The organism is Actinomadura rupiterrae, from assembly GCF_024172125.1.
Taxonomy (GTDB): Bacteria; Actinomycetota; Actinomycetes; order Streptosporangiales; family Streptosporangiaceae; genus Spirillospora; species Spirillospora rupiterrae.
Map to the genome: position 1 here is coordinate 99,116 of NZ_JAMZEA010000001.1, position 22,729 is coordinate 121,844.

Genomic DNA, 22,729 nt, shown 5'->3' on the forward strand with positions numbered 1-22,729 from the left:
CTGACACAACGGAAGTGTTTTCTCACCTTCCGTCACACAAACGAATGCCCCAAGGTGACCCTTGCCCGGCCGCCCCGGGGCCGCCCGGCAAAGCGGATGCCAAAGCACCAGCGCATCCGTCCGGAAAGGCGGGCGCCCGCGCGGAAACGATCACAGGGGGTCGTTCCGGCGCGGGCGGGAGCGGGGCGTACGAACCCTCACGGGAGGGACAGGTTTGGCTTACAGATCGTCAGGAAGTTCGGGGAGCTTGTCGGTGCGCTGCGGGTCGTGGTCGACGCTCAGCACCTCGTCCTCGTCCGGGATCATCAGCAGCGCCTGGGTCGCCTGCGACTCGCGGGTGATCACGCCGCTCGTCAGCACCGTGTTGCGGTGCCGGAGCAAGCCGTTCTCCCGCAGCAGGTCGTCGTTCTCCTTGCGGGCGCGGGCGAGCCGCTTGGCCATCCGCGTGTACACCACGAACCCGCCGACCGCCATGCCCAGCACGAACCCCGCCAGCGGCAGGCCCACCGAACGCGGCAGCAGCAGCGCCGCCGCGGCGGCCGCGACCAGCGCCACCGCGGTCGCCAGCGCGCCGAAGTGCTGCTCCGCCCAGTCGAGGGCCGCGTTGACAGGCTTGGGAATCCGCAACTGGACTACTCCTCCGAGGGGAAGGCGGGGACGGGGCTCCCTTGAACGTTACCGTCCCGAGACCGGCGACTCGCCGCTCCGCCCCGAGACCGGCGGCCCGCCCGCGAGTCCCGGGACCGGCGTCCCGCCCACCCGGCCGGGACCCGCGTCCCGCTTGACACTGTGTGACGAACGCCTCTCCGGAGAGCCCGCGGAAGATGCGAGCACTGCCGCGCTCGCAATATCGTCATAGGAATGAGCGAACACTTTGACGTCGTGGTCCTGGGCTCGGGCCCGGGCGGCTATGTCGCCGCGATCCGGGCGGCCCAGCTGGGGCTGAAGACGGCCATCATCGAGGAGCGGTTCTGGGGCGGTGTCTGCCTCAACATCGGCTGCATCCCCTCCAAGGCGCTGCTGCGCAACGCCGAGCTGGCCCACATCTTCACCACCGAGCAGGAGAAGTACGGGATCAAGGCCGAGGGCCCGGTGTCGTTCGACTACGGGGTGGCCTACCAGCGCAGCCGTCAGGTCTCGGAGAAGCTCGTCAAGGGCGTCCAGTTCCTGATGAAGAAGAACAAGATCACCTCCTATGAGGGCCGCGGCACCTTCACCGACCCGCACACCCTGCAGGTCGCGAAGAAGGACGGCTCGTCCGAGACGGTCTCGTTCGACCACTGCATCATCGCGGCGGGCGCGCACACCCGCCTGCTGCCGGGCACGCAGCTGTCCGAGCGCGTGGTCACCTACGAGGAGCAGATCCTCTCCGCCGAGCTGCCCGAGAGCATCGTCATCGCGGGCGCCGGCGCCATCGGCGTCGAGTTCGGCTACGTGCTGCACAACTACGGCGTCAAGGTCACGATCGTCGAGTTCCTCGACCGGATGGTCCCGAACGAGGACGCCGACATCTCCAAGGAGCTGGCCAAGCGCTACAAGAAGCTCGGCATCCAGGTCCTCACCTCCACCCGGGTCGACGGCATCGACGACTCCGGCGACAAGGTCAAGGTCACCGTCACGGGCAAGGACGGCGCGCAGCAGGTGCTGGAGGCCGACAAGGTCCTGCAGGCCATCGGCTTCGCCCCGAACGTCGAGGGCTACGGCCTGGACAAGACCGGCGTGGCGCTCACCGAGCGCGGCGCGATCGAGGTGGACGGCCGCAGCCGCACGTCCGTCCCGCACATCTTCGCGATCGGCGACGTCACCGCGAAGCTGATGCTCGCGCACGCCGCCGAGGCCATGGGCATCGTCGCCGCCGAGACCATCGCGGGCGCCGAGACCATGGAGATCGACTTCGTCATGGTCCCGCGCGCCACCTACTGCCAGCCGCAGGTCGCCTCCTTCGGCTACACCGAGCAGCAGGCCCGCGACCTCGGCTACGACGTCAAGGTCGCCAAGTTCCCCTACAGCGCCAACGGCAAGGCGCTCGGCATGGGCGAGGGCGACGGCTTCGTCAAGCTCATCTCGGACGCCAAGTACGGCGAGCTGCTCGGCGGCCACCTGATCGGCCCCGAGGTCACCGAGCTGCTGCCCGAGCTGACCCTCGCCCAGCAGTGGGACCTCACCGTCCACGAGGTCGCGCGCAACATCCACGCCCACCCGACCCTGGGCGAGGCCGTCAAGGAGGCCGTGCACGGCCTCGCCGGCCACATGATCAACCTCTAGCGGCCGGCCCGCCACGGCGCTCACACCGGCCGTCCCCGCACCCCGGGGACGGCCGCGTGCGTTTCCGGCCCCCTCCCTCCCGTCGTCACTCTGCGTGTTCGCTTCCGTACCTGTGCCGACCTTGGCGGGAGGGCGCAACGAATCGCCGGGTTGGGGGCTGGAAACGCAATGAAACTCCTGGTCAGCGCAATTTCGTGGGCTTGGGCTGCGGGCTCCGCGTTCCTAGGCTTGCGATCACCTGATGGCCCGTGGACTTGAGCAGGAGCGCGCGTCATGACCGTCACCCCGGCTATGGAGCCGACCCAGCCGTCCGCCGCACCGGTGACCCCGGAGCGGACGGCGCTCCGGCGGCACTACCTGATGTGCCGTCCGGAGCACTTCGCGGTCACCTATGCGATCAACCCGTGGATGGACCCGGCTGCGGGGGCGAGCGCGGAGAAGGCCGTGGCGCAATGGGAGGCGCTGCGGCAGGCCTACCTGGCGCTGGGCCACGAGGTGAGCCTCATCGACCCGATCGCCGGGCTGCCGGACATGGTGTTCGCCGCCAACGGCGCGCTGGTCGTGGGCGGGCGGGCCTACGGCGCGCGGTTCACCTTCGCCGAGCGGGCCGCCGAGGGCCCGGCCTACAGCGCGTGGCTGCGCGCGAACGGCTTCCCCGAGGTGCTCGACCCCGAGCACACCAACGAGGGCGAGGGCGACTTCCTCACGCTGGACCGGCTGATCCTCGCCGGGACGGGCTTCCGGACCGACATCGCCGCGCACCAGGAGGCGCAGGAGTTCCTGGGCCGCCCGGTGGTGACGCTGCGCCTGGTGGACCCGCGCTTCTACCACCTGGACACCGCCCTGTTCCCGCTGGACGGCGAGAACGTCGCGTACTTCCCGGGGGCGTTCTCGCCCGGCAGCCGCGCGGTGCTGGAGCGGCTGTTCCCGGACGCGGTGCTCGCGACCGAGGCGGACGCGGCGGTGCTCGGCCTGAACGCGGTGAGCGACGGCCGGAACGTGGTGATCAACGCCGAGGCGACCGGGCTGGCCGAGACGCTGGCCGAGCACGGCTACAACCCCGTCCCGGTGGACCTGACCGAGCTGCGCAAGGCGGGCGGCGGGCCGAAGTGCTGCACGCTGGAGCTGCGCGGCGCCTGACCCCGGTTCGCCGGGGGTTCCGGACATCCGGGACGATGGGGGCATGCTTCACGAGGACGCCCATGGCCACCTGCCGTTCGACGGCGCCGACAACGTGCGCGACCTGGGCGGCCACCGGCTGCCCGGGGGCGGCGCGACGGCGCGCGGCCGGGTGCTGCGCGCGGACGCGCTGAACCGGCTGAGCGACGCCGACGTGCGGCGGCTGGCGGAGTTCGGGGTCCGGACGTCGATCGACTTCCGGACCCCGATGGAAGTGGACACCAACGGCGCCGACCGGCTGCCGGACGGGGTCCGGACCGTCCACCTGCCGGTCGGCGGCGGCAACCTGGGCGTCTTCTACGACGTGATCGGCAGCGGCGACCCCGAGCGGCAGCGCGCCGCGTTCGGCGGCGGCCGCCTCGAACAGCTCATGATCGACATCAACCGGACGTTCGTCCGGGACGAGACCGAGCGCGGCCGGTTCGCGCAGGCCGTCCGGCTGGTGGCGGACGCGGAGGCGGTCCCGCTGGTGTTCCACTGCACCGCGGGCAAGGACCGGACCGGCTGGCTCGCCGCGATCCTGCTGGCCGCGGTCGGCGTGGAACGCGCCACGATCATGGATGACTACCTGCGCTCCAACCACTACCTGCGGAACGCCAACGACAAGATCCTGTCGGCGATCGCGGAGCTCGGCCAGATGCGCGAGCCGGAGCTGCTCCGCCCACTGCTGGAGCAGCAGCCCGCCTACCTGGAGTCCGCGTTCAACGAGGCCGACGATCTGTTCGGCTCGTTCGAGGCGTTCCTGCGCGACGGCCTCGGCCTGGACGACCCGACCCTTACCGCCCTCCGCTCGAATCTGACCTGATTTCCGGCCCCCGGGCCGATAACGGTCTGTTACCCCGCACCCTGTTGACGGGTCGTCCATCACGGTCGATATTCGGCGCGACGACCTGCCTGGCGGAGGAAGGGGCGCGTTGGACCACGTGGGGGCGGGACGGACCGTCGCGGGGCGCTACCACCTGCGCGAACGGATCGGCAGCGGCGGCATGGGGACGGTGTGGCGGGCGGACGACGCCGTCCTGCACCGCGAGGTCGCGGTCAAGGAGCTGACCGCGTTCGCGGGCGGTGACGGCGGCGGGCCGCGCGGCGCGGCGGCCGAGGAGGAGCTGCGGCTGCGCCGGGAGCGGTGCGTCCGGGAGGCCCGCGCGGTCGCGCGGATCGACCATCCGGGCGTCGTCCGGGTGCACGACGTCGTGGACGACCACGGCCAGCTGTGGATCGTGATGGAGCTGGTGCGCGCGCCGAGCCTGGCGAGCGTGCTGGAGACGCGCGGCCCGATGCCCGCGGACGGTGTGGCGGCGCTCGGCGCGCAGCTCGCGCACGCGCTCGCCGCCGTGCACGCGGCCGGGGTGCTGCACCGCGACGTCAAGCCCGGCAACGTGCTGCTGCGCGGGGACGGCCGGGCCGTGCTGACCGACTTCGGCATCGCCGTGATCAGCGGGGACGAGCCGCTGACCCGGTCCGGGCAGCTGGTCGGGTCGCCGGAGTACATGGCGCCGGAGCGGCTGACCGGGGGCGGCGCGGGCCCGGCGTCGGACGTGTGGGCGCTCGGCGCGACGCTGGGCGCGCTGCTCGCCGGGAAGTCCCCGTTCCGGCGCGGCGACCTCCCCGCGACGCTGCACGCGATCACTTCCGGGCAGCCGGAACTGCCGCAGGGGACGGGCCCGGTCGGCGAGGTCGTCCGGGCGATGCTGCACCGGGACCCGGCGCGCCGTCCGGACGCGGCGGAGGCGGCCCGTCTTCTGGAGACGGGCTCGGAGCCGCCGCGCCGCCGCCGGGCGGCCGTCCTGGTGCCGGTGATCGCGACGGCGGCGGCCGTGGTCGTCGGGACGGGCGCGGCGGTCCTGCTGGCGGACCCGTTCGGCCCGCACCACACCGCCGCCCAGCCCCGCGCGGCCGTGACCAGCACGATCACCGTGCCGCCGACCACGGCGAGCAGCGCGCCACCTTCGTCCACGCCGCCGTCCTCGGCTCCGCCTTCGTCCCCGGACACGCCGGAGGAGTCGTCACCGCCGCCGGCGCCGTCGGCGAGCAGCCCGAGCCCCTCGCCGACGCACCGGACCGAGACCGTGTCCGTGCAGGTGGACTCGACGAGCGGCTGGCAAAGCACGGGCCTGACGGTCCGGTCGGGCGAGCGGATCGGCATCGACTTCGCGGGCGGCGGCTGGTCGGTCGACCACCGCTACTTCCCGAACGTCGGCCCGGGCGGCTACGACTCGGCGACCGACGCGCGGATCTACCAGGGTTGCAAGTACGACAAGAGCCTGCCGTACGGGGTCCTGCTGGGCCGGGTCGGCGGCGGGAGCTGGTTCGCGGTCGGCTCGCGCGACTCGATCACCGCGCCGGGCTCGGGCGCGCTCCAGTTCCGCATCCATGACCAGGACCACTGCCTGGTCGACAACGCCGGCAGCCTGCTCCTCAAGCTCACGCACACCACCTCATAGCGGGGCAATACGGTGTGGGGATGTGGAAGCGGACGCGGGAACGGCTGAACGACGACCGGTACGGGTTCGGGCTCGCCGCGGCGGCGCTGTACCCGGACGTGCCGCGGGTCGCGGACACGACGCTGCTGGCACGGCCCGGCTGGATACCGGACGAGCCCGTCCCGCTGTCCGCCGTCCGGACGCGTTGGGAGCCGGTTCCGGAACGTCCGGCCGTCACCGCGCCTACTGAGGGACTGCCGGACGGCTTCACCAGCTATGCCGACGCCATGGCCGCCCTCGCGCGCCCGCGCGTCTTCGAGGACCGTCCCGCCTACCGGCTCCTCGCAGTGGACGGCCCGACCCTGACGTTCGGGCCCGCCCGGTACTTCGACGCTGTGAACGTGGGCGAGGCCGTCGCGCACGAGCTGGCCGCGGCCGTCCCGGGCCTGCCGGTGCGGACGCGGGTCGGCGACCCGACCGACCTGGCGCGGCGCCCGGCGCTGGTGGCGATCGCGACGCTGACCGTCACGGTGTCCGGACGGTACGTCCTGCACTGGCGCGATCCGGCGAAGGTCGCGCACGCGGGCGGGCTGCACCAGGTGATGCCGGTCGGCATGTTCCAGCCGCTGACCGGCCGGAACGTCGAGCTGGACCCGTGGTTCACGATGGTCCGCGAGTACTCGGAGGAGCTGCTCGGCGCGTCCGAGGAGTACGGCGGCGGCTTCGACCAGGAGGCGTGGCCGTTCCACCGGCGGATGACCGCGGCGCTGGAGGGCGGCGAGCTGCGCGCGTCCTTCCTCGGCCTCGGCGCCGACCCGCTGACGCTCGCCCTCGACGTCCTGACCGTCGCCGTCTTCGAGGACGAGGCGTTCGACGCGCTGTTCGGGGAGCGGCTCGTCCGGGAGAACGAGGAGGGACGCGTCCGGATGGCGAAGTTCGACGGGACCGTCCCGGAGCCGATGCAGCCCGCCGGGGCCGCCCTGCTGAAGCTCGCCTGGCGGCACCGGCGGGCGCTCGGAATCAACGTCTGACCTGCGCGGTCACGCCGCGGACCGACGTCCCGGCTGCGCGGCCACACCTCGGATCGACGTGCAGGTCGGTGCGGTCACGCCTCGGTTCGGCGGCTGACCGGCGGGGTCATGCCTCGGCGAGTTCCTTGAGCTCGGCCATCGCGTCGGCGAGGTGGTCGATCAGCTCGTCCGGGTCCGGGACGAGGTCGCGGCAGGACACCAGGCCGACGTGGACCGTCCCGTCGTAGGAGAACACCGTGATGTTGATGCCGCCGCTGACCCCGGTGACCACCGACAGCGGGTAGTAGGCGAGCACCCGCGTCCCGCACAGGTACAGCGGGAACTGCGGGCCCGGGACGTTCGACACGATCAGGTTCATCGGCCGGATCGGCAGCTCGGGCAGCACGCTCAGCGCGAGGCGGGCGACGGGTCCGGCGAGCGGGGCGGGCACCACCCCACTGAGCTCCCGCACCCACACGCCGGACGATCCGACGAACCTGCGCTTCGCGCGCTCCATGTCCTCCCGGACGGCCGCGTACCGCGCGGCCGGGTCCGGGACGTGCACCGCGAGCGGCGCCGACATCAGCGACACGTGGTTGCCCAGGTCCCCGTCCCCCTCGTCCCCCCGGCGCAGCGACACCGGGACGCCCGCGACGAGCGGGCCGTCCGGGAGCGCGCCGCGCTTGTCCAGCCAGGACCGCAGCGCGGACGCGCAGACGGCCATGACCACGTCGTTCACGCTGCCGCCGAGCGCCGTCCGGACCCGCTTGATCTCGGCGAGCGACAGGTCGCCGAACGCGACCGCGCGGTGCGGGCCGACCGGGCCGTTGAACGGCGTCGGCGGCGCACTGACCCGCGGCGCCTCCGGCACCTCCTCGCGGCCGAGCGCGCCCTGCATCGCGTGCGTCATCCGGGCGACACCGGGCAGCGCCGCCACGCCGGGCACCTCGTCCAGGTAGGGCGCGGTGCGGGCGACCGAGAGCGCGGCGCGGAACGGGTGCAGCGCCGTCTTCAGCAGGCCCGTGCCGAGCCGGGACAGCGGGTTCGGCGCGCGCAGCGGCGCGGCGTCGTCGGCGGGCAGCTCGCGCGGCTCGGGCGACAGGTCGAGCAGCGCGGCGAGCGTCTCGGCGGCCATCACGCCGTCGATCGCGGCGTGGTGCGCCTTGACGTAGACGGCCGCCCGTCCGCCCGACAGGCCCTGGATGACCACGATCTCCCAGAGCGGACGGTTCCGGTCCAGCGGCCGCTCGTGCAGCGCGGCGACGGCGCAGGCGAGCTGATCGCCGTCGCCCGGGGCGGGCAGCGTCACCTCCGAGACGTGCCGCTCGGGGTCGAAGTGCGGGTCGTCCTCCCAGTACGGGCGGTCGAGTCCGAAGGGGACCTCGACGAGCCGCTGCCGCAGCGGCCTGGCGGCCAGGTGCGCGCGCTCGCGGATCAGGTCCGCGACCGCCGCCACCGTGAGCCGGCCCCCGGGCAGCGCGCTCGGGTCGAGGATCCCGAGCCCCGCGATGTGCGCGTGGGTGCTGCCGCTCTCGGCGTTCAGGAACGTGGCGTCCAGGGTGGTCAGCTGAGTCATGTGCGTGGTGTCCCGCTCTCGTCGGTGGATCGTGCGCCGGCCCGGCTGGGGTGGGTCGGGCGTCCGTCTCGGCGGTGCCCTGCCTCTAGGAGTTATGCGGTACGGCACGGTAGGTCAATGCGGGACTTCAGGAAGTAACACCGACTTAACGGGAGGTTTCCCCTGGTCCACGTGGGCGGTTGCCGGGGGAACGGTGGAAAGTTACCTGTTTCTGTCGTCCGCATGTGGTCAACTTCCCACCATCGCTAGGCTGGGGCGCCATGACCGGACGACCACTCGCGGAGATCGTCGAGGCGGGCTGGGCCGAGGCCCTCGCACCCGTCGCGCCCCGCATCGCCCAGATGGGCGAGTTCCTGCGCTCCGAGGTCGCGGCGGGCCGCCGCTACCTGCCCGCCGGAGACCACATCCTGCGCGCCTTCCAGCAGCCGTTCGCCGAGGTCCGGGTGCTGATCGTCGGCCAGGACCCGTACCCCACCCCGGGCCACCCGGTCGGCCTGTCCTTCTCGGTCGCCCCGGACGTCCGGCCCCTGCCCGGCTCGCTCGTCAACATCTACCGCGAGCTCGGCAACGACCTCGGCCTGCCGCCCCCGTCCAACGGCGACCTCACCCCCTGGACGCACCAGGGCGTCCTGCTCCTCAACCGCGCCCTCACCGTCATGCCCGGCAAGCCCGCCTCGCACCGCGGCAAGGGCTGGGAGGAGGTCACCGAGCAGGCCATCCGCGCCCTCGCCGCCCGCGGCCGCCCCCTCGTCGCCATCCTCTGGGGCCGCGACGCCCGCAACCTCCGCCCCCTCCTCGGCGACGTCCCCTGCATCGAGTCCGCGCACCCCTCCCCCATGTCCGCCGACCGCGGCTTCTTCGGCTCCCGCCCCTTCAGCCGCACCAACCAGCACCTCACCGACCAGGGCGCCTCCCCCGTCGACTGGAAACTCCCCTAAGAACCCAGCCGGACCCCGGCGCCTAGACGGCGCCGGGACCCGGCGTAATAACCCCGCCCACACGAGAGAGCGCGCCCCCGCCCGGGATAAAGCACCCAGCCCACACGGTCACCTCGCGCCTCAGCCCGCTCGGCCCAAGCTCACCCGCTCCCACCCGCGCAACCAACAGCCCCACACCCGCAAGCCCCCACGCGCGAGGCAAGTTCCTGTGCGCTGCTGTCAGGGGGTGGGGAGGGTGGTTAGGAGGTCTTGGAATTCTTTGTGGGTTACGGGGGTTAGGCGGCGTTCGCCGTGGGACCAGTAGACGCCGGGGGCGCAGGGGTCGTCGGCGGTGGCGTGCATCTCGGCTACGACGTCGGTGAAGACGGGGAGGACGTCTTCGACCGCGCTGGTGGTGATGGGATAGAGGAGCAGGGTGCTGTGGCTGGGGGCGCCGACGAGGGCGCCGTGCTCGTTCGGGGACGGCAGGAACTGGTGGACCTCGGAGAGCAGGGCCGAGACGTAGCGGCTGCCGGGCTTGGTGATGACGCGGACGTCGCGGCCCGGGAGGAGCGGCTGGTCGCGGACCTCGACGTCGGCGAGCTCGCGGTCGTGGGTGTTGGTCATCACGTAGCCGAGGCGGCGCAGGCCGAGCAGGCCGGCGCGGTCGCGGGTGAGCGGGCCGCCGTAGCGGGGGTGGTCGATCACGACGACGGCGTCGAAGTGGTCGCCGGCCGGGACGACGACGAGACCCTCGCGGTCGCCCGGCGCCAGCTTGGGGACGATGCGCAGCCGCAGCAGCTCGCGGACGTCGCCGAACAGCTCCATCTCGCCGACGGCGCGGAAGGCGCGGTCGCCGACCTCGCGGACCCACTCGTCCACCAGGCGGGGCCAGCGGGTGCGGGGCTGGTCGGCGCAGCGCTCCAGGACGGTCGCGGTGGACGCGCGCGCCTGGGAGTGCCCGATCGGCAGCACCATCTCGGAGGTGGCGGCGTCCAGCCAGGCGCTGGGGGCCAGCACCGGGAGCAGGTCGCGGATCAGCGCGTGCACATCGGACGCCGCGTCGAGCGAGCCGCCGCCCGCCCGGCCGCCGCCGGTCGCCTCTGGGTCCATTCCGCAACCTCCCTTCACCGGAGTCCGCCGCTGTCCCGGACAGCTTCTCAGAGTCGGCCCCTCCCGCGCGATCCATCCGGCAGGCCGGTCGCTGATCTTGGTCGGCGCAGGTAGGTTGCAAGCATGTCGGAATACGTGTACCCGCCGGTGATCAAGACGGCTCTCGGCCTCTTCCGTGCGCTGAACCTGAAGATCCGTCTTGAAGGGACCGAGAACATCCCGTCCACCGGGGGCGCGGTTCTGGTCAGCAACCACATCAGCTACCTGGACTTCATCTTCGCCGGGCTGGCCGTCCACCCGGCCGGACGGCTCGCGCGTTTCATGGCCAAAAGCGAGATCTTCGACCACAAGATCGCAGGTCCGCTGATGCGCGGCATGCATCACATCCCGGTCGACCGGGACGCGGGCGCGGCGTCCTTCAAGGCGGCGCTGACCGCGCTGAAGGGCGGCGAGATCGTCGGCGTGTTCGCCGAGGCGACGATCAGCCGCTCGTTCACCGTCAAGGACATCAAGAGCGGCGCGGTCCGGATGGCCGTCGCGGGCAAGGTGCCGCTCATCCCGATCGCGATCTGGGGCCCGCAGCGGCTGTGGACCAAGGGCCGCAAGAAGCGGCTGTTCCAGCGGAACGTCCCGGTCACCATCCTCATCGGCGAGCCGATGTACCCCAAGCGCGGGGACGACTACGACCAGGTCACCAAGGACCTGCGCGCCGCCATGTCCGCGCTGCTGGAGAAGGCGCAGCGCGAGTACCCCGACATCCCGTCCGCGGACGAGTCCTGGTGGCAGCCCGCCTACCTGGGCGGATCCGCGCCGACGCCCGAAGAGGCCGAGGAGATGGACGCCCGGGAGGCCGAGGAGCGCCGCGCCCGCCGCGAGGCCCGCGCCGCCGCAGCCACCGCCCCCGCGGCAGCGGCCGACACCGCCCCCGCGGAGGCGCCCAAGCCCGCCGCCAAGTCCGAGGACGCCGCCGGCAAGTCTGGGGAAGATGAGCCGGGAGAGAAGTAATTCACTGGACGTGGGACGCCCCGGCTACCGATCATCGAAGACATGACGGCACCACGCGAGGGACGCGGGGAGATCCTGCACCTGGTCGAGGCTCCGGAGGTCGCGACGGCCTCCGGTGACGACCTCACGCTGCCCGTGGTGCTGAACCTCAGCGACAGCAACTCGCCCGCGGACGTGATGGACGTGCTGTCGCTGCGCCCGTTCGCGTCCGGGGAGCAGCCCTGGTCGCGCTCGACGCGGCTGGACGACGTCCGCAAGGACGCGCCGCTTCTGCCCGAGGGCGCCAAGCTGCTGCGGGTCGCGAACGAGAAGGACAAGAAGTCGGTGCTCGCCGAGGGCGAGGGCTGGACGCTGCTGGTGAACCGCTGGTCGCACGGGACCGCGTACGTCGCGGTGTCGGCGGTCGACGACGACCTGGCCGCGTCCGTGCTGGACGAGACCGTCCGGGACGCGACCGAGCCGCCGAAGCCGGCCGAGACGCACGTCGAGATGGGGTTCTGGCACCACGGACGGCACGGTCCGCAGCGCACCGAGCGGTCGATCACGGCCGACCCGTGGGCGGACGTCCGGCGCAACTACAGCGCGGGCGTGGCGTCCGCGCTGGACCGGGTGATGGCGCTCACGCCGGGCGAGGTGGACGGCCGGATCCTGCTGCTGCACGGCCCGCCGGGCACCGGCAAGACGACCGCGCTGCGGGCGCTCGCGCGCGCCTGGAAGGACTGGTGCCGGTCGGACTGCGTCCTCGACCCGGAGGTGCTGTTCGGCTCGCCGAGCTACCTGTTCCAGGCGGCGATGGGCGACGATGACGACGAGGAGCGCGACTGGCGGCTGCTCATCCTGGAGGACTGCGACGAGCTGATCCGCGGCGAGGCCAAGCAGTCGGCCGGGCAGGGCCTGTCCCGGCTGCTGAACCTGACCGACGGGATGCTCGGCCAGGGCCGGGACGTGCTGGTCGCGATCACCACGAACGAGGACCTGGCGCGGCTGCACCCGGCGGTCGTCCGGCCGGGGCGCTGCCTGGCGCAGATCGAGGTCGGACGGCTCGGCCGCAAGGAGTCGCTGGCCTGGCTCGGCGACGAGGCGGGCGAGGCGGAGCGCGCCGCGATCGGCCCGGACGGCGCGACGCTGGCGGAACTGGCGGCCCTCCGCAAGGGAGAGCCGCGCCCCGCCGACGGCCCGGATGCCCCCGGCACCGCGACCGGCTTCTACCTCTGACGATCCGGCGAGGGGTCCGGACCCGGGGCGTCCCCGTCGGGGCGCGCCGCGGGAACGGCCCTCGCTGGACCGTTCCCAAGGTAGAAGGCTTCGGCGGGACCGCCCTCGGAACGCCGTTCTGGGAACGGTGGCCGCACCGTAGGACCGTCGCGCAGGTCGGCGCGCCCGGTCCCCCGAACCGGGCGCGTCCGCTTCCTCCGCCGTGTTCCGGATCCCCCGATCCGGAGCGCGACCTCCCCCGTCCGCCGCGGTCCCCCGACCGCGACGAGCGTCCACCGCGGTCCCCCGACCGCGGCGGGTCTCATGCCGCGGCCCCCGAGCCGCGGCAAACCTGCGGGGCGTCCCGGCCCCCACCGGGACGCCTCCCCCGCGAGCGCTCCGGCCCCCGACCGGCACGCTCTTCCGCCCGACGCCCCGCTTCCCCCGAAGCGGTGCGTCCTTCTGTAGGACGCCCCGAACCCCCGATCGGTTCGTCCCGTTCTCGCCGCACCGGAACCCCCGTTGCCGGCGCGGCGGCCACCCCGTCCGATGCGGCCGCCGAACCCCACTAGTCGACGGCCGCACGCCCGGTCGGAATCGCCCGTTCATGTGGCCGGCGAGAGCGCCCGCCCGCTCGGGTGGAGGAGAGGGACCGCCCGCCGGAACTCCCACCCCGCGAAGGAGCTCCGGCGGCCGGGGCCCGGTCCGCCCGGTTGGGCGGGGCGCTCTCGGCCGGTGAAAGAACTATCCCGCGTTCAGGGTCGTACCTACATCCGGGATTCCACGGTCATCGGACACGTATCCCTACGCAGCGGGACCACGTACCGATCCCGTACTCCGGGCACGTAGGTGGTCACCAACCCCTGACGCCACCGGGCCTCCAGCCCCCACGCACCCGGACTCCACCGGGCTCCGGCCCTCACGCGCCCCGGACACGACCGGACCGCCGCCCTCCCGCCACCGAGCCGCCGCCCTCCCGCCAGCAGGCCGCGGGCCCTCACACCAGCAGGCTGCGGCTCCTCACATGCCCCGGACGCCGGCGGAGGCGAAGAGGTGGCGGTAGGCGCGGCGCAGGCCGTCGACGTCCCGGGCCGGGACGCCGAAGTCCACGCGGTGGTCGCCGTCCGGGGTGCGCAGCCACAGCCCGTACCGGTCCAGCGCCACGGGGCGGACCTCCCCCGGCTCCGCCCCCGGGACGAGCCGGGCCAGCTCGGCGCGGTGCGCGCCGTCCAGGTGCCGGAGCATGGCCGGCTCGACCGCGGTGAACGGGTCGGGCCAGGCGTCCCGGTACTCCTCGGGTTCGAGGTCGGCGGCGCCCCAGCCGTCCGCGATCTCGATCTCGGCGAGGTCCATGGTCAGGATCGTCCAGTCGGATCCGGCGGAGCCCCCGGAGGACGAGAGGTCCTCGAAGGCGGCCGGGACCTCGAAGGTGCCCGGGCCATCGGAGATCGCGAGGTCCAGCAGCTCGGGACGGGGGTGGAGGCGGGCGAGCCGGTCGGCGGCGTCGCGCCGCCCGTCCGGCGGGACCTCGCTCACCCAGCCGTGCAGCCAGGCGCGGCCGCGCACCCGGTCGGCGAACGGGACGGGCGCGAGATCGCTGATCCGCAGCGTCGCGGGCAGGTCGGAGACGGCCGTGAGACCCACCACAACGGGCGACTGCCTGGGCATGAGCAGCAGCGGGGCGCCGTTCTCACCGGTCGTGTGCGCGGGGACGGGGTCGTACGGGACGCCCGGGGCGACGAGCACCGCGCCCGCGATGCCGTAGGCGATGGAACGCGCCCGTTCGGCGGCCGTAGGACCGGCGTGCGGCACGCCCTTCCGCTTGCCGGCGCTCACCTCGTGCATCCCAGCCTCCTTGACTATGTAGGTTAGGCTTACCTAAGTAAGCACGTCCCACGACAGGAGGTCAATCCGTGAACAACACCGGGCCGAAGGTCCGTCTGTCCCGCGCCCTCGGCCTGCCGCTCACGCCCAAGGCCGTGAAGTACTTCGAGGCGCGCCCGTACCCGCCCGGCATGCACGGCCGGGCCCGCAAGAACGAGTCCGACTACAAGATCCGGCTGCGCGAGAAGCAGCGCCTGCGCGCGCAGTACAACATCCGCGAGACCCAGCTCCGCAACGCCTTCGCCAAGGCGGCCAAGGTCAAGGGCGCCAAGACCGGCGAGGCCCTGATCGTGGACCTGGAGACCCGGCTGGACGCCGTGGTCCTGCGCTCCGGCTTCGCCCGGACGATCTACCAGGCCCGGCAGTTCGTCGTGCACCGGCACGTCCTGGTGAACGGGCGCCGGGTGGACCGGCCGTCCTTCCGGGTGCGCCCGGACGACGTCGTCCAGATCGCCCAGCGCAGCCGCTCGATGGTGCCGTTCCAGATCGCCGCGACCGGCGCGAACACCGAGAACGTCCCGCCGTACCTGGAGGTCGTGCACGACGCGCTGACCGCGCGGCTGTCCCGGCTGCCCGAGCGGCGCGAGATCCCGGTCGTCTGCGACGAGCAGCTCGTCGTCGAGCACTACTCCCGCTGACGCCCTTCCCGCGGCAAGGCACTCCAGCCCTCCCTCCGCCGGCCCGGGCCGTCCGCCCCCCGCCGCCCGCCGAACCTCCTCTGAAGCCGAACTCCCCCTGAACAGGGGCGCCCTCCCCCTGGACAGCTGTCCGCCTCCATCGGTTAGAGTCAACCTAGCGATTGCTTGGCACACGCCGCGCCGCCGCCGCACCGGCCGCCGTTCCCCGATGGAGGCACCAGGACATGATCGAGTTCCAGCCCATGACCGCGAACATCGGCGCCGAGGTGACCGGCGTCGACATCGGCAAGCCCCTGGACGCCGAGCAGGTGCAGACCCTGCGGGACGGGCTGCTCAAGCACATGGTGCTGTTCTTCCGCGAGCAGCACATCACCGACGAGGAGCACGTCGCGTTCGCCAAGCGGTTCGGCACCGCGAACCTGCCGCCGATGGACACCTCGGGCAGCGCCGTCCACGTCCTGGACCAGACCGACCCCAAGGGCGAGGGCGGCGACTCCTGGCACAGCGACAACACGTTCATGAAGACCCCGCCGATGGGGTCGCTGCTGCGCGCGGTCATGCTGCCCGACGTCGGCGGGGACACGCTGTGGGCCAACATGTACATGGCCTACGACTCGCTCGCGCCCTGGCTCCAGCGGCTCTGCGACGACCTGTACGCCGAGCACGACCTGACCATGTCGGTCACCAAGGCCATCGACAAGGGCCACCGCATGGACCTGCGCGCCATGCAGGAGAAGAACCCGCCGGTCGTCCACCCGGTCGTCCGCATCCACCCCGAGACCGGACGCAAGGCCCTCTACGTCAACCGGTCGTCGGTGACGCGGCTGATCGGGCTGTCCCGGCGGGAGAACGAGGCGCTCCTGCCGCTGCTGTTCGACGCCGTCCGCGACCCGCAGTTCCAGGTCCGGCTGAAGTGGCGCGTCGGGACCCTCGCCTTCTGGGACAACCGTCCCACCCAGCACTACGCCGTCGCCGACTACACCCAGCGCCGCAAGATGCACCGCGTCACGATCAACTGCCCCGAGGGCATCGACGACGGCGTCCCGAAGGGCCCGGACGGCGTCACCGGCGCCGACGCCCCCGCCGAGAAGGCCGCCGCCCGCTACCTCTGACCCGCCCGCGCGCCGGTCCGGCTCCTGCGGGCCGCGACCCCGCAGGCCGCCTTCCCGCCGTCCGTCCGCCCTGTGTCCACCCCTCGGGGCGGACGGACGGCACCCCTCACCCGCCTGACCGGCCCGTCTGACTCGCACAGGTTTCGGACGGACGGGTTGAACCGGGCGCGCGCGGCTCCCTAGGCTCGTGCTCCGCGCAGTCCCCCAACCATCTCGGGAGCACCATGCGTGCCTGGGGTAAACCCGCCGTCCTCGCCCTGGCCGCCGCGTCGGCGGTCGGGCTCTCCGCCGCTCCGGCCTCGGCGGCCACGGTCAGCAGTTTCAGCGTCCCGTACGGCAAGTCGTCGGTGAAGGGCACCGTGACCTGGTACGCCGACCGGGCCGTGTTCACGTCCACCGAACTCGCGGCGGACGGCTGCCACGTGTTCGCCTACGTCGTCGGCGGGAAGTCGCCGGAGCAGACCGTCCGGAACATCTCCTGCAACTCCACCACCAAGCGGACCGTCACGGTCCGCGTGACCTCGCCGAACGTCGCGATGGTGGAGCTGTTCAGCTTCGACCTGAGCGGGGTCAGCTCGTCCTGCTACCCGACCCGGACGGTCTGCGACAAGCCGGTCATCGTCAAGCCCTGACGCACGCGCGCGTCAAGCCGTGACGGGCTCGCGCCTCACGCCGTGACGGGGGCGGGCCCGGTGCGCGCCGGGCCCGCCTCCCGCGTCAGTTGGACGGCTTCGCGGACGGCGTGGACGACGGCTTGCCGCCGCTGCCCGGCTGACCGTTCTGACCGTTCGGGCTGACCGGAATCTGCCCGCTGCCGTTGCAGTCGGTGCTCTGCTGGCTCACCCCGGACGGGAACTGCTGCGTCACCTTCCACGTGCCGCCGCTCTTCGCCAGCGACAGCCGGATCAGGCTCGCCGGGGCGGACGTCGAGCCCTGGCTGCTCTGCACGGTGATGTCGGTGGCGATCGTCGCCGTCGCGAACCTGCCGTCCACGTCGCCAACGAACACCTTGCTCGTCTGGGACTTCAGCGACAGCCCCGGGTTGGACTTGAAGTTGTCCCCCAGGTTCGGCACGGTGCAGCGCTTGTACAGCTCCAGCAGGTCGCCGGCGAGCATCTCCTGGACCTTGTTCATCTGCCCCTGGAAGTTGGACGCGTTGTAGTTGAACACCGCGTCCCCGTAAGCCGTCGCGACCTTCTCCACCGCGTCCCGGTCATGCTCCTTGCCGGACAGCTTCGACGCCGACGTCCACTGCCAGATGCCGAGGGACGCCAGCACCGCGACGACCAAGACCATCACGATCGCGGCGTTGCGGCTCATCGAGAACCCGCCCGCCCCGGCCCGCGAGTCGAGGTTGACCACCCCGCCGCCACCGGACGCCTTCTGCACCACGACCGTCTCGGAGCCGACTTCGGACTCGTTCTCGTCCTCGTCCGCGTCCTCGACGATGGCGGGCTTGGGCTTGGTCGCGGTGGGCCTGGTCGCGGCGGGCTTGGCCTTCGCGGCGGGCTTCGGCCTCTCGGGCTCGTCCGCTTCGGCGTCCTCGGCCTCCAGGGCCTGGAGGACCTCGTCGAGGTCGTCCTCATCCTCGATGACCTCGATGACGCGGACGCGGCGCTTGCGCTTCGCCGGGGCCTTCGGGGCCGCGGCCCCGGCCGCATCCCCAGCCTGCTCCTCGGCGGCCACCTCCGCAGACTCGGACGCGCCGGCCTCGGGGGCCGCGGCGTCCGCGACCTCCTCGGGGGCGTCGTCCTTACCGGCGTTCCTGGTGGTCTTCGCAGTCACTTTGGGGTACTCCTCGCGGGACTATGAATCTCACTTCCTGCGGCGGCGCGGCCGGGGCAGGCGGGACAGGCGGGACATCACGGGCACCGAGCCCATCATCACCCTGACCAGGATCATCAGCGCGACGACCGGGGGGACGTACACTAGCCAAGCCGGCGGCCCGGATGAAGAGCTCCCGCTGTTCCCGGAGGCGTTCTTCGCATTGATACTGGACGGTTTGTCCAGCGCCGGGTCGTGCGTCGGGATCGTATCCCCGGTGCTCTTGCCCTTGTAGGGCTTCTGCGGAACCGCCCCCGGCACGCGCCCGCCCGGACACGTCGGCGGGGTGGTCACCTTCGGCTGCGGCAGCGGGTACTTGTACTCCAGCGCCGCCTGCGTCTTGAGCGTGAACATGAACGCCACGTTCAGCACGACCTGGCCCTGGTTCTCGCCGATGACGCCGTTCAGCACGTTCCGCAGCGCGGGCGCGCGGGAGAAGACCTGCGCGAGATGCTGCAGGATCTGCGGGTCGTACTGCTTCAGGTGCAGCGTCCCGAGGTTGTCGACCATGCAGTCGAAGTCGTCGCCGCTCTTGTCCAGCAGCGTATTGAACGAGGTCAGCAGGCCCGGCGTCCGGTCCCGCAGCTCGGCCAGTTGACCGCGCATCTGGCTCAGCGCCCCGGTCAGCGTCGCGAGGTTGTCCACACCCTCGCCCAGCGCGCCCCGGTTCTGGTTCAGCACCGTCGAGACCCGGCTCAGATCCTTGACCAGGCCGTCCAGCATCTGGCTGTTCTGCGCGAACGTCCCGGCCAGCTGGTCGCTGCCCTGGATGATCTGCCGCAGCGAGTCCTGCCGCCCGGACCAGCCCGCCGCCAGCTCGTGCGTGATGATCTTCGCGTCCTCCGGCTTGATCGCCTTCAGCGTGTTGATCACCGCCGCGAACAGGTCCCCGTACTTGGGCGGGACGCTGGTCTTCTCCTTGGGGATCACCGTCCCCGGACGCATCGGCGCCGCGTGCCCCATCCCCGGCGCGGGCGTCAGCTCCACCACCGGCTCGCCGACCGCCGACTTGCGCGCCGCGGCCGCCGTGGACCCCTGCGGGATCTTCACCCCGCGGTCGATCCCGAGCCGCACGACCACCCGGTCCTTGGCCAGCCTCACCTGCTGGATGTGCCCGACCCGCACCCCGAGGTAGTCCACCTCGAAGTTGGGGTGCAGCCCCGGCGACGACTCGAACTCGACGGTCAGGTGGTACGGCCGGTCGATCGCGTCGAACCGGACGACGTTGGTGAACGCCCACACCGTCATGACCACCGCGAGGGCCCCGAACACCCCGAGGTTGATCGCGATCCGCTTGTTCATCGGGGCGGCTCCAGGAGGGAGTCGAGGTTGGGGAAGGTGTCGCGGGCCTTGGGCGGGAGGGGGTTGGACGCCTTGGGCTTCTTGCCGCCGCCGGAGCCGCCGGAGCCGCCACCGCCGCCCAGGCCGGGGAGGACGGGAGTGCCGTCCGGCCAGACGAGGCGGAGGACGGGGTACATCATCAGCGAGCCGTCGTAGCTGGCCAGCGGGAGCTTCTTCTCGAAGGCGACCAGGCCGTTGACGAGGTTGGTGAGGCGGGTGCGGTCGCTGCCGAGCTGCGCGACGATCGGGTCCACGTCGTTGAGGAGGCGGCGGAAGGTGGCGACGCGTCCGGCGAGGACCTTGTCGTTCAGCTCGGCCGCCGCGTAGGTGAGCCGGTCGATCGTCTTGAGGATCTTGTCCTTGTCCTTGTTGAGCAGGTCGGTGGTCTTGGCGATCTCGACGGGGGCCTGGCCGAGGGCGTCCTTGCCGGCCGCGAGGGAGCGGCCGAGGCGGGCGAACTGGTCGATCGACTCGCCCAGCTCCGCGCGCTGGTCGGCGAAGAGCTTCACCAGGTCGCCGGTCTGCTTCACGGTCTTGTTGAGCTTGTGGCCCTGGCCGTCCAGGGCTTGGGCGCCCGCGTTGACGATGGTCGCGACGTCGTTGCCCGCCAGGGACTTCAGCAGCGGGCCCGTCTGCCCGACGACCTGCTCGAACGCGGGCTGGACGGTCGCGTCCTGGATGCGGGCGCCGTTGGCGAGGAACGGTCCCTGGTTCATGCTGCCGCCCGGCGGCAGGATCATGTCCACGTAGTTCTCGCCGAGCAGCGACGTCACCTTGATCTCGGCACGGGTGCCCTGCGGCAGGTGGTACTTGTCGAGGATGGCCATGGTGACCTTGGCCTTGTAGCCCTCGCGCTTCACCGAGAGCACCGTGCCGATCTTCACGTCCGACATCTGGACGCTGTGCCCGGCGACAAGGCCCTGCGCGTCGTCGAACACCGCGGTCAGGTGCACCTTGCCTTTAGGCGCGCCGAACGTCTGGAACGAACAGCCGGTCAGCGCCAGCGTCAGGGTCAGCAGCAGCACCGCCAGCGACCGTCCGCGCATCCGCGGCTTCCCTGCGCCCATCCGCGGCCTCTCCATGCGCATCCTCTGCGGGAGCATCAGTGGCCTCCGGTGAGGTTGCCCGAGCCCGGCCACGGGCAGTTGGAGTTCGGTTTCGGCAGCGGGCACCCGACGTTGTCGTCGCGCAGGATCGACTTCAGCCAGGTCCGCAGGAACGCGTCGGTGGCGACCCGGATCTGCAGCGACTTGTTCTTGGGGTTGTAGCCGTTGATCAACGCGCCGCTCAGCGCGGGCAGCGCCCGGACCAGCTGCGCCAGCCGGGACGCGTTGCCCTTGAGGATCAGCGCGACGCGGGTGAGGACGGCCAGGTCGCCCGGCAGCTGCCCCTGGTACTTGTCCAGCAGCTTCTTGCCGTTGCGGGACAGGTCGACCAGGCCGTCCACCAGGTCCTGGATCTCGCCGCGCTCGCCGGCCAAGACGCGGCTGGCGGTGCTGAAGTCCTGGATCATCTCGCCGAGCACCTGCTCCCGGCCCCGGACGACCCCGGCGAGCCGGTGCAGGTTGGCCGCGACGGCGATCAGGTTCTTGTCCTGCCCGGCGACGTTCTGGACGAGCCGGGCGCTCTCCTCCAGCGTCGCGTTGAACGTCCGGCCGTTGCCGTTGAAGGAGTTCGCGGCCTGGTCGAGCGCGGGCTGGACCTTGGTCGGGTCGAGCGCCTTGGCGAGGTTGGTGAAGGAGTTCAGCGCGTCGTCCACCTCGACGGGGACGCTCGTCCGCTCGATCGGGATGACGTTCGAGGTCTCCTTCGGCTCGCCCGGCTTCCACGCGGGATGCAGGACGAGGTTGCGCTCGCCGACCAGGTTCAGCGGGACGATCGACGCCTGCACGCCCTGCGGCAGCGGGACGTCCCGGGCGATGTGGAAGCGGACCCTGATCCGGTCGCCCTCGGACTGGACGGAGTCGACCGACCCGACGTCCGCGCCCATGACCTTGACCTTGGACTGCTTGTAGAAGGAGCGGGCCTTCGGCAGGTAGACGGTCATCTCGCGGTCGCCGCCGCCCCCGACCGGGGACAGCGAGCAGCCGCCGAGGACGGCCGCGAGCGCGACGCAGGCGGCGACCAGGGCCTTCCTGCTCACCCGCGCGCCCCCGACGAGCGCGCGTCTGCTGCGGGTCATCAGTTGCCGCCCCCTTGCGCGCCGGTCCGGTCGGCGGGTTTGCCGCCGGGCGGGTTGATGCGGGTGGAGATCGGGCCGTCCGGCTGGAGCGGGCCGAGGCCGGACAGCACGCCCTCGATCCACTTGCCGTTGCCCTGCACGCCAGCGACGCCCTCGAAGGTGGGGCCGAGCAGCGAGAAGTCGGTGTTCAGGACGTCCATGTTGGGCGCGAGCCGGGTGGTCAGCAGGTGCAGGTTGTCCAGGAGCGTGTCGAGCTGCTTCTGGTTGCGGGAGATCGTGTTGGACAGCGTCCGGACGGTCCGGCTGCCCTGCCCGATCGTCGCGGCGAGCTGGTCGCGGCGCTCGACGAGGACGCGCAGCAGGATCCGGCTGTTGTCGATGATCTCCTTGAGCTGCCCCTCCTTCGCGGCGAGCGTCGAGGTGATCGTCTTGGAGCCCTCGATCAGCTTCTCGACCTCGGGATAGGAGTCGTTCAGCGCCCGCGAGAGCGACTGGACGTTGCGGAGCATCTCGTTCAGCTTCGCCGCGTTCGGCGAGTGGATCTTCGACATCTCGGCGAGCAGCTTGTCGATCGACTTCTCGTCCAGCTTGCCGATGATGTTCTGGGCGCCTTGCAGCGCGTCCGGGACGGTGAAGGGGACCTGGGTGCGCTCCAGCGGGATGCGGCGGCGCGACTCGGGCACACTCGCCATGTAGGGGTGCGCGACCGGGCCGCTGAGCCGCAGGTAGCGCCCGCCGAGCAGGGTCGTCGTCTCGATCGCGGCGCGCGTGTCGGGGCCGAGGTCGATGCCCTTGTTGACATGCCAGGTGATGATGACGGTGCCGGTCTTGAAGCTCGGCCGGACGCCCGTCACGCGCCCTGCCTTGACGCCCGCGACCCGGACGTCCTGCCCGGCCTTGATCCCGGCGGTGTCGGCGAACACGCCGCTCATCGTGTAGCCCTGGTCGAACAGGTGCAGCTGGCCGACGGCGAACGCGAACACGCAGCCCGCGCCGACTACGGCGAGCGTGCCGACGGCGACGAGCTTCTGGTTGACGTCGCGCAGCGAGGGGAACAGCGGCATCG

At 72.0% G+C, this 22,729-nt stretch carries 20 protein-coding genes; 11 read left to right on the top strand and 9 right to left on the bottom strand.

The features are described from left to right. Positions 1-219: 219 nt before the first annotated feature. Positions 220-627, bottom strand: a complete 408-nt coding sequence (locus FHU30_RS00425; protein ID WP_253869962.1) for a hypothetical protein — start codon at positions 625-627, stop codon at positions 220-222. A gap of 234 nt (positions 628-861) precedes the next feature. Between FHU30_RS00425 and lpdA the strand changes: the two genes are divergently transcribed. The 5 genes from lpdA (at position 862) to FHU30_RS00450 (ending at position 6,898) form a co-directional block, all read left to right on the top strand. Next, complete coding sequence (lpdA, locus tag FHU30_RS00430; protein ID WP_253869965.1) at positions 862-2,265, top strand: dihydrolipoyl dehydrogenase; 1,404 nt, start codon at positions 862-864, stop codon at positions 2,263-2,265. A 291-nt stretch (positions 2,266-2,556) separates the two neighbouring features. Further along, positions 2,557-3,405 (top strand): dimethylargininase, encoded by an 849-nt coding sequence (gene ddaH, locus FHU30_RS00435; RefSeq protein WP_253871828.1) that lies wholly within the window; start codon positions 2,557-2,559, stop codon positions 3,403-3,405. Positions 3,406-3,448: 43 nt separating this feature from the next. Beyond that, the gene (locus FHU30_RS00440) at positions 3,449-4,249 is read left to right on the top strand and encodes a tyrosine-protein phosphatase (protein WP_253869968.1); all 801 of its coding nucleotides are present in this window, start codon (positions 3,449-3,451) and stop codon (positions 4,247-4,249) included. Between the two features lie 118 nt (positions 4,250-4,367). Continuing rightward, positions 4,368-5,888, top strand: a complete 1,521-nt coding sequence (locus tag FHU30_RS00445; RefSeq protein ID WP_253871830.1) for a serine/threonine-protein kinase — start codon at positions 4,368-4,370, stop codon at positions 5,886-5,888. 20 nt (positions 5,889-5,908) lie between these two features. Further along, positions 5,909-6,898, top strand: a complete 990-nt coding sequence (locus FHU30_RS00450) for a hypothetical protein (RefSeq protein ID WP_253869970.1) — start codon at positions 5,909-5,911, stop codon at positions 6,896-6,898. Between the two features lie 106 nt (positions 6,899-7,004). On the opposite strand, the gene FHU30_RS00455 is transcribed toward FHU30_RS00450, so the two are convergent. Continuing rightward, positions 7,005-8,453: a WS/DGAT/MGAT family O-acyltransferase gene (locus FHU30_RS00455; RefSeq protein WP_253869973.1), complete on the bottom strand. Its 1,449-nt coding sequence runs from the start codon at positions 8,451-8,453 to the stop codon at positions 7,005-7,007. Positions 8,454-8,713: 260 nt separating this feature from the next. Between FHU30_RS00455 and FHU30_RS00460 the strand changes: the two genes are divergently transcribed. After that, positions 8,714-9,391 carry a uracil-DNA glycosylase gene (locus FHU30_RS00460; RefSeq protein ID WP_253869976.1) on the top strand — a complete coding sequence of 226 codons (678 nt, stop codon included), beginning with the start codon at positions 8,714-8,716 and terminating at the stop codon, positions 9,389-9,391. 219 nt (positions 9,392-9,610) lie between these two features. Here FHU30_RS00460 and FHU30_RS00465 read toward each other — a convergent pair whose 3' ends face one another. Then, positions 9,611-10,483, bottom strand: a complete 873-nt coding sequence (locus FHU30_RS00465; RefSeq protein WP_253869979.1) for a hypothetical protein — start codon at positions 10,481-10,483, stop codon at positions 9,611-9,613. Positions 10,484-10,606: 123 nt separating this feature from the next. Between FHU30_RS00465 and FHU30_RS00470 the strand changes: the two genes are divergently transcribed. Further along, the gene (locus FHU30_RS00470) at positions 10,607-11,488 is read left to right on the top strand and encodes a lysophospholipid acyltransferase family protein (protein ID WP_253869982.1); all 882 of its coding nucleotides are present in this window, start codon (positions 10,607-10,609) and stop codon (positions 11,486-11,488) included. 42 nt (positions 11,489-11,530) lie between these two features. Then, a complete protein-coding gene (locus FHU30_RS00475; protein ID WP_253869985.1) occupies positions 11,531-12,703 on the top strand; it encodes a DUF5925 domain-containing protein in 1,173 nt (390 codons plus the stop codon). A gap of 999 nt (positions 12,704-13,702) precedes the next feature. On the opposite strand, the gene FHU30_RS00480 is transcribed toward FHU30_RS00475, so the two are convergent. After that, complete coding sequence (locus FHU30_RS00480; protein ID WP_253869988.1) at positions 13,703-14,527, bottom strand: DUF2470 domain-containing protein; 825 nt, start codon at positions 14,525-14,527, stop codon at positions 13,703-13,705. A 68-nt stretch (positions 14,528-14,595) separates the two neighbouring features. On the opposite strand from FHU30_RS00480, the gene rpsD reads away from it, so the two are divergent. The 3 genes from rpsD (at position 14,596) to FHU30_RS00495 (ending at position 16,948) form a co-directional block, all read left to right on the top strand. Further along, positions 14,596-15,204 (top strand): 30S ribosomal protein S4, encoded by a 609-nt coding sequence (gene rpsD / locus FHU30_RS00485; protein ID WP_253869991.1) that lies wholly within the window; start codon positions 14,596-14,598, stop codon positions 15,202-15,204. A gap of 224 nt (positions 15,205-15,428) precedes the next feature. Continuing rightward, positions 15,429-16,316, top strand: a complete 888-nt coding sequence (locus FHU30_RS00490) for a TauD/TfdA dioxygenase family protein (RefSeq protein WP_253869994.1) — start codon at positions 15,429-15,431, stop codon at positions 16,314-16,316. A gap of 224 nt (positions 16,317-16,540) precedes the next feature. After that, complete coding sequence (locus FHU30_RS00495; protein WP_253869997.1) at positions 16,541-16,948, top strand: hypothetical protein; 408 nt, start codon at positions 16,541-16,543, stop codon at positions 16,946-16,948. Positions 16,949-17,033: 85 nt separating this feature from the next. Here the strand turns inward: FHU30_RS00495 and FHU30_RS00500 are convergent, their stop codons facing one another. Genes FHU30_RS00500 through FHU30_RS00520 form a run of 5 tightly spaced genes read right to left on the bottom strand, consistent with a single transcriptional unit; the run spans position 17,034 to position 22,727 of the window. After that, positions 17,034-18,101 carry a hypothetical protein gene (locus FHU30_RS00500; RefSeq protein WP_253869999.1) on the bottom strand — a complete coding sequence of 356 codons (1,068 nt, stop codon included), beginning with the start codon at positions 18,099-18,101 and terminating at the stop codon, positions 17,034-17,036. A 30-nt stretch (positions 18,102-18,131) separates the two neighbouring features. Next, positions 18,132-19,442 carry an MCE family protein gene (locus FHU30_RS00505; RefSeq protein WP_253870001.1) on the bottom strand — a complete coding sequence of 437 codons (1,311 nt, stop codon included), beginning with the start codon at positions 19,440-19,442 and terminating at the stop codon, positions 18,132-18,134. Continuing rightward, complete coding sequence (locus tag FHU30_RS00510) at positions 19,439-20,563, bottom strand: MlaD family protein (RefSeq protein ID WP_253870003.1); 1,125 nt, start codon at positions 20,561-20,563, stop codon at positions 19,439-19,441. The genes FHU30_RS00505 and FHU30_RS00510 overlap by 4 nt, the downstream gene beginning before the upstream one ends. Positions 20,564-20,583: 20 nt before the next feature. Beyond that, the gene (locus tag FHU30_RS00515; RefSeq protein WP_253870005.1) at positions 20,584-21,663 is read right to left on the bottom strand and encodes an MCE family protein; all 1,080 of its coding nucleotides are present in this window, start codon (positions 21,661-21,663) and stop codon (positions 20,584-20,586) included. Then, positions 21,663-22,727, bottom strand: coding sequence for an MCE family protein (locus FHU30_RS00520; RefSeq protein ID WP_253870007.1), 1,065 nt, complete (start codon positions 22,725-22,727; stop codon positions 21,663-21,665). Before FHU30_RS00520 ends, FHU30_RS00515 begins: the two co-directional genes overlap by 1 nt. Positions 22,728-22,729 lie beyond the last annotated feature (2 nt).

Bases quoted from the DNA above. Each gene is read 5' to 3' on its own strand.
- FHU30_RS00515 (WP_253870005.1), bottom strand. From the start codon at position 21,663: ATGACCCGCAGCAGACGCGCGCTCGTCGGGGGCGCGCGGGTGAGCAGG.
- FHU30_RS00495 (WP_253869997.1), top strand. From the start codon at position 16,541: ATGCGTGCCTGGGGTAAACCCGCCGTCCTCGCCCTGGCCGCCGCGTCG.
- lpdA (WP_253869965.1), top strand. From the start codon at position 862: ATGAGCGAACACTTTGACGTCGTGGTCCTGGGCTCGGGCCCGGGCGGC.
- FHU30_RS00465 (WP_253869979.1), bottom strand. From the start codon at position 10,483: ATGGACCCAGAGGCGACCGGCGGCGGCCGGGCGGGCGGCGGCTCGCTC.
- FHU30_RS00440 (WP_253869968.1), top strand. From the start codon at position 3,449: ATGCTTCACGAGGACGCCCATGGCCACCTGCCGTTCGACGGCGCCGAC.
- FHU30_RS00510 (WP_253870003.1), bottom strand. From the start codon at position 20,563: ATGGAGAGGCCGCGGATGGGCGCAGGGAAGCCGCGGATGCGCGGACGG.
- FHU30_RS00470 (WP_253869982.1), top strand. From the start codon at position 10,607: ATGTCGGAATACGTGTACCCGCCGGTGATCAAGACGGCTCTCGGCCTC.
- FHU30_RS00490 (WP_253869994.1), top strand. From the start codon at position 15,429: ATGATCGAGTTCCAGCCCATGACCGCGAACATCGGCGCCGAGGTGACC.
- FHU30_RS00505 (WP_253870001.1), bottom strand. From the start codon at position 19,442: ATGAACAAGCGGATCGCGATCAACCTCGGGGTGTTCGGGGCCCTCGCG.
- FHU30_RS00475 (WP_253869985.1), top strand. From the start codon at position 11,531: ATGACGGCACCACGCGAGGGACGCGGGGAGATCCTGCACCTGGTCGAG.
- FHU30_RS00455 (WP_253869973.1), bottom strand. From the start codon at position 8,453: ATGACTCAGCTGACCACCCTGGACGCCACGTTCCTGAACGCCGAGAGC.
- FHU30_RS00480 (WP_253869988.1), bottom strand. From the start codon at position 14,527: ATGCACGAGGTGAGCGCCGGCAAGCGGAAGGGCGTGCCGCACGCCGGT.
- FHU30_RS00520 (WP_253870007.1), bottom strand. From the start codon at position 22,727: ATGCCGCTGTTCCCCTCGCTGCGCGACGTCAACCAGAAGCTCGTCGCC.
- ddaH (WP_253871828.1), top strand. From the start codon at position 2,557: ATGGAGCCGACCCAGCCGTCCGCCGCACCGGTGACCCCGGAGCGGACG.
- FHU30_RS00460 (WP_253869976.1), top strand. From the start codon at position 8,714: ATGACCGGACGACCACTCGCGGAGATCGTCGAGGCGGGCTGGGCCGAG.
- FHU30_RS00450 (WP_253869970.1), top strand. From the start codon at position 5,909: ATGTGGAAGCGGACGCGGGAACGGCTGAACGACGACCGGTACGGGTTC.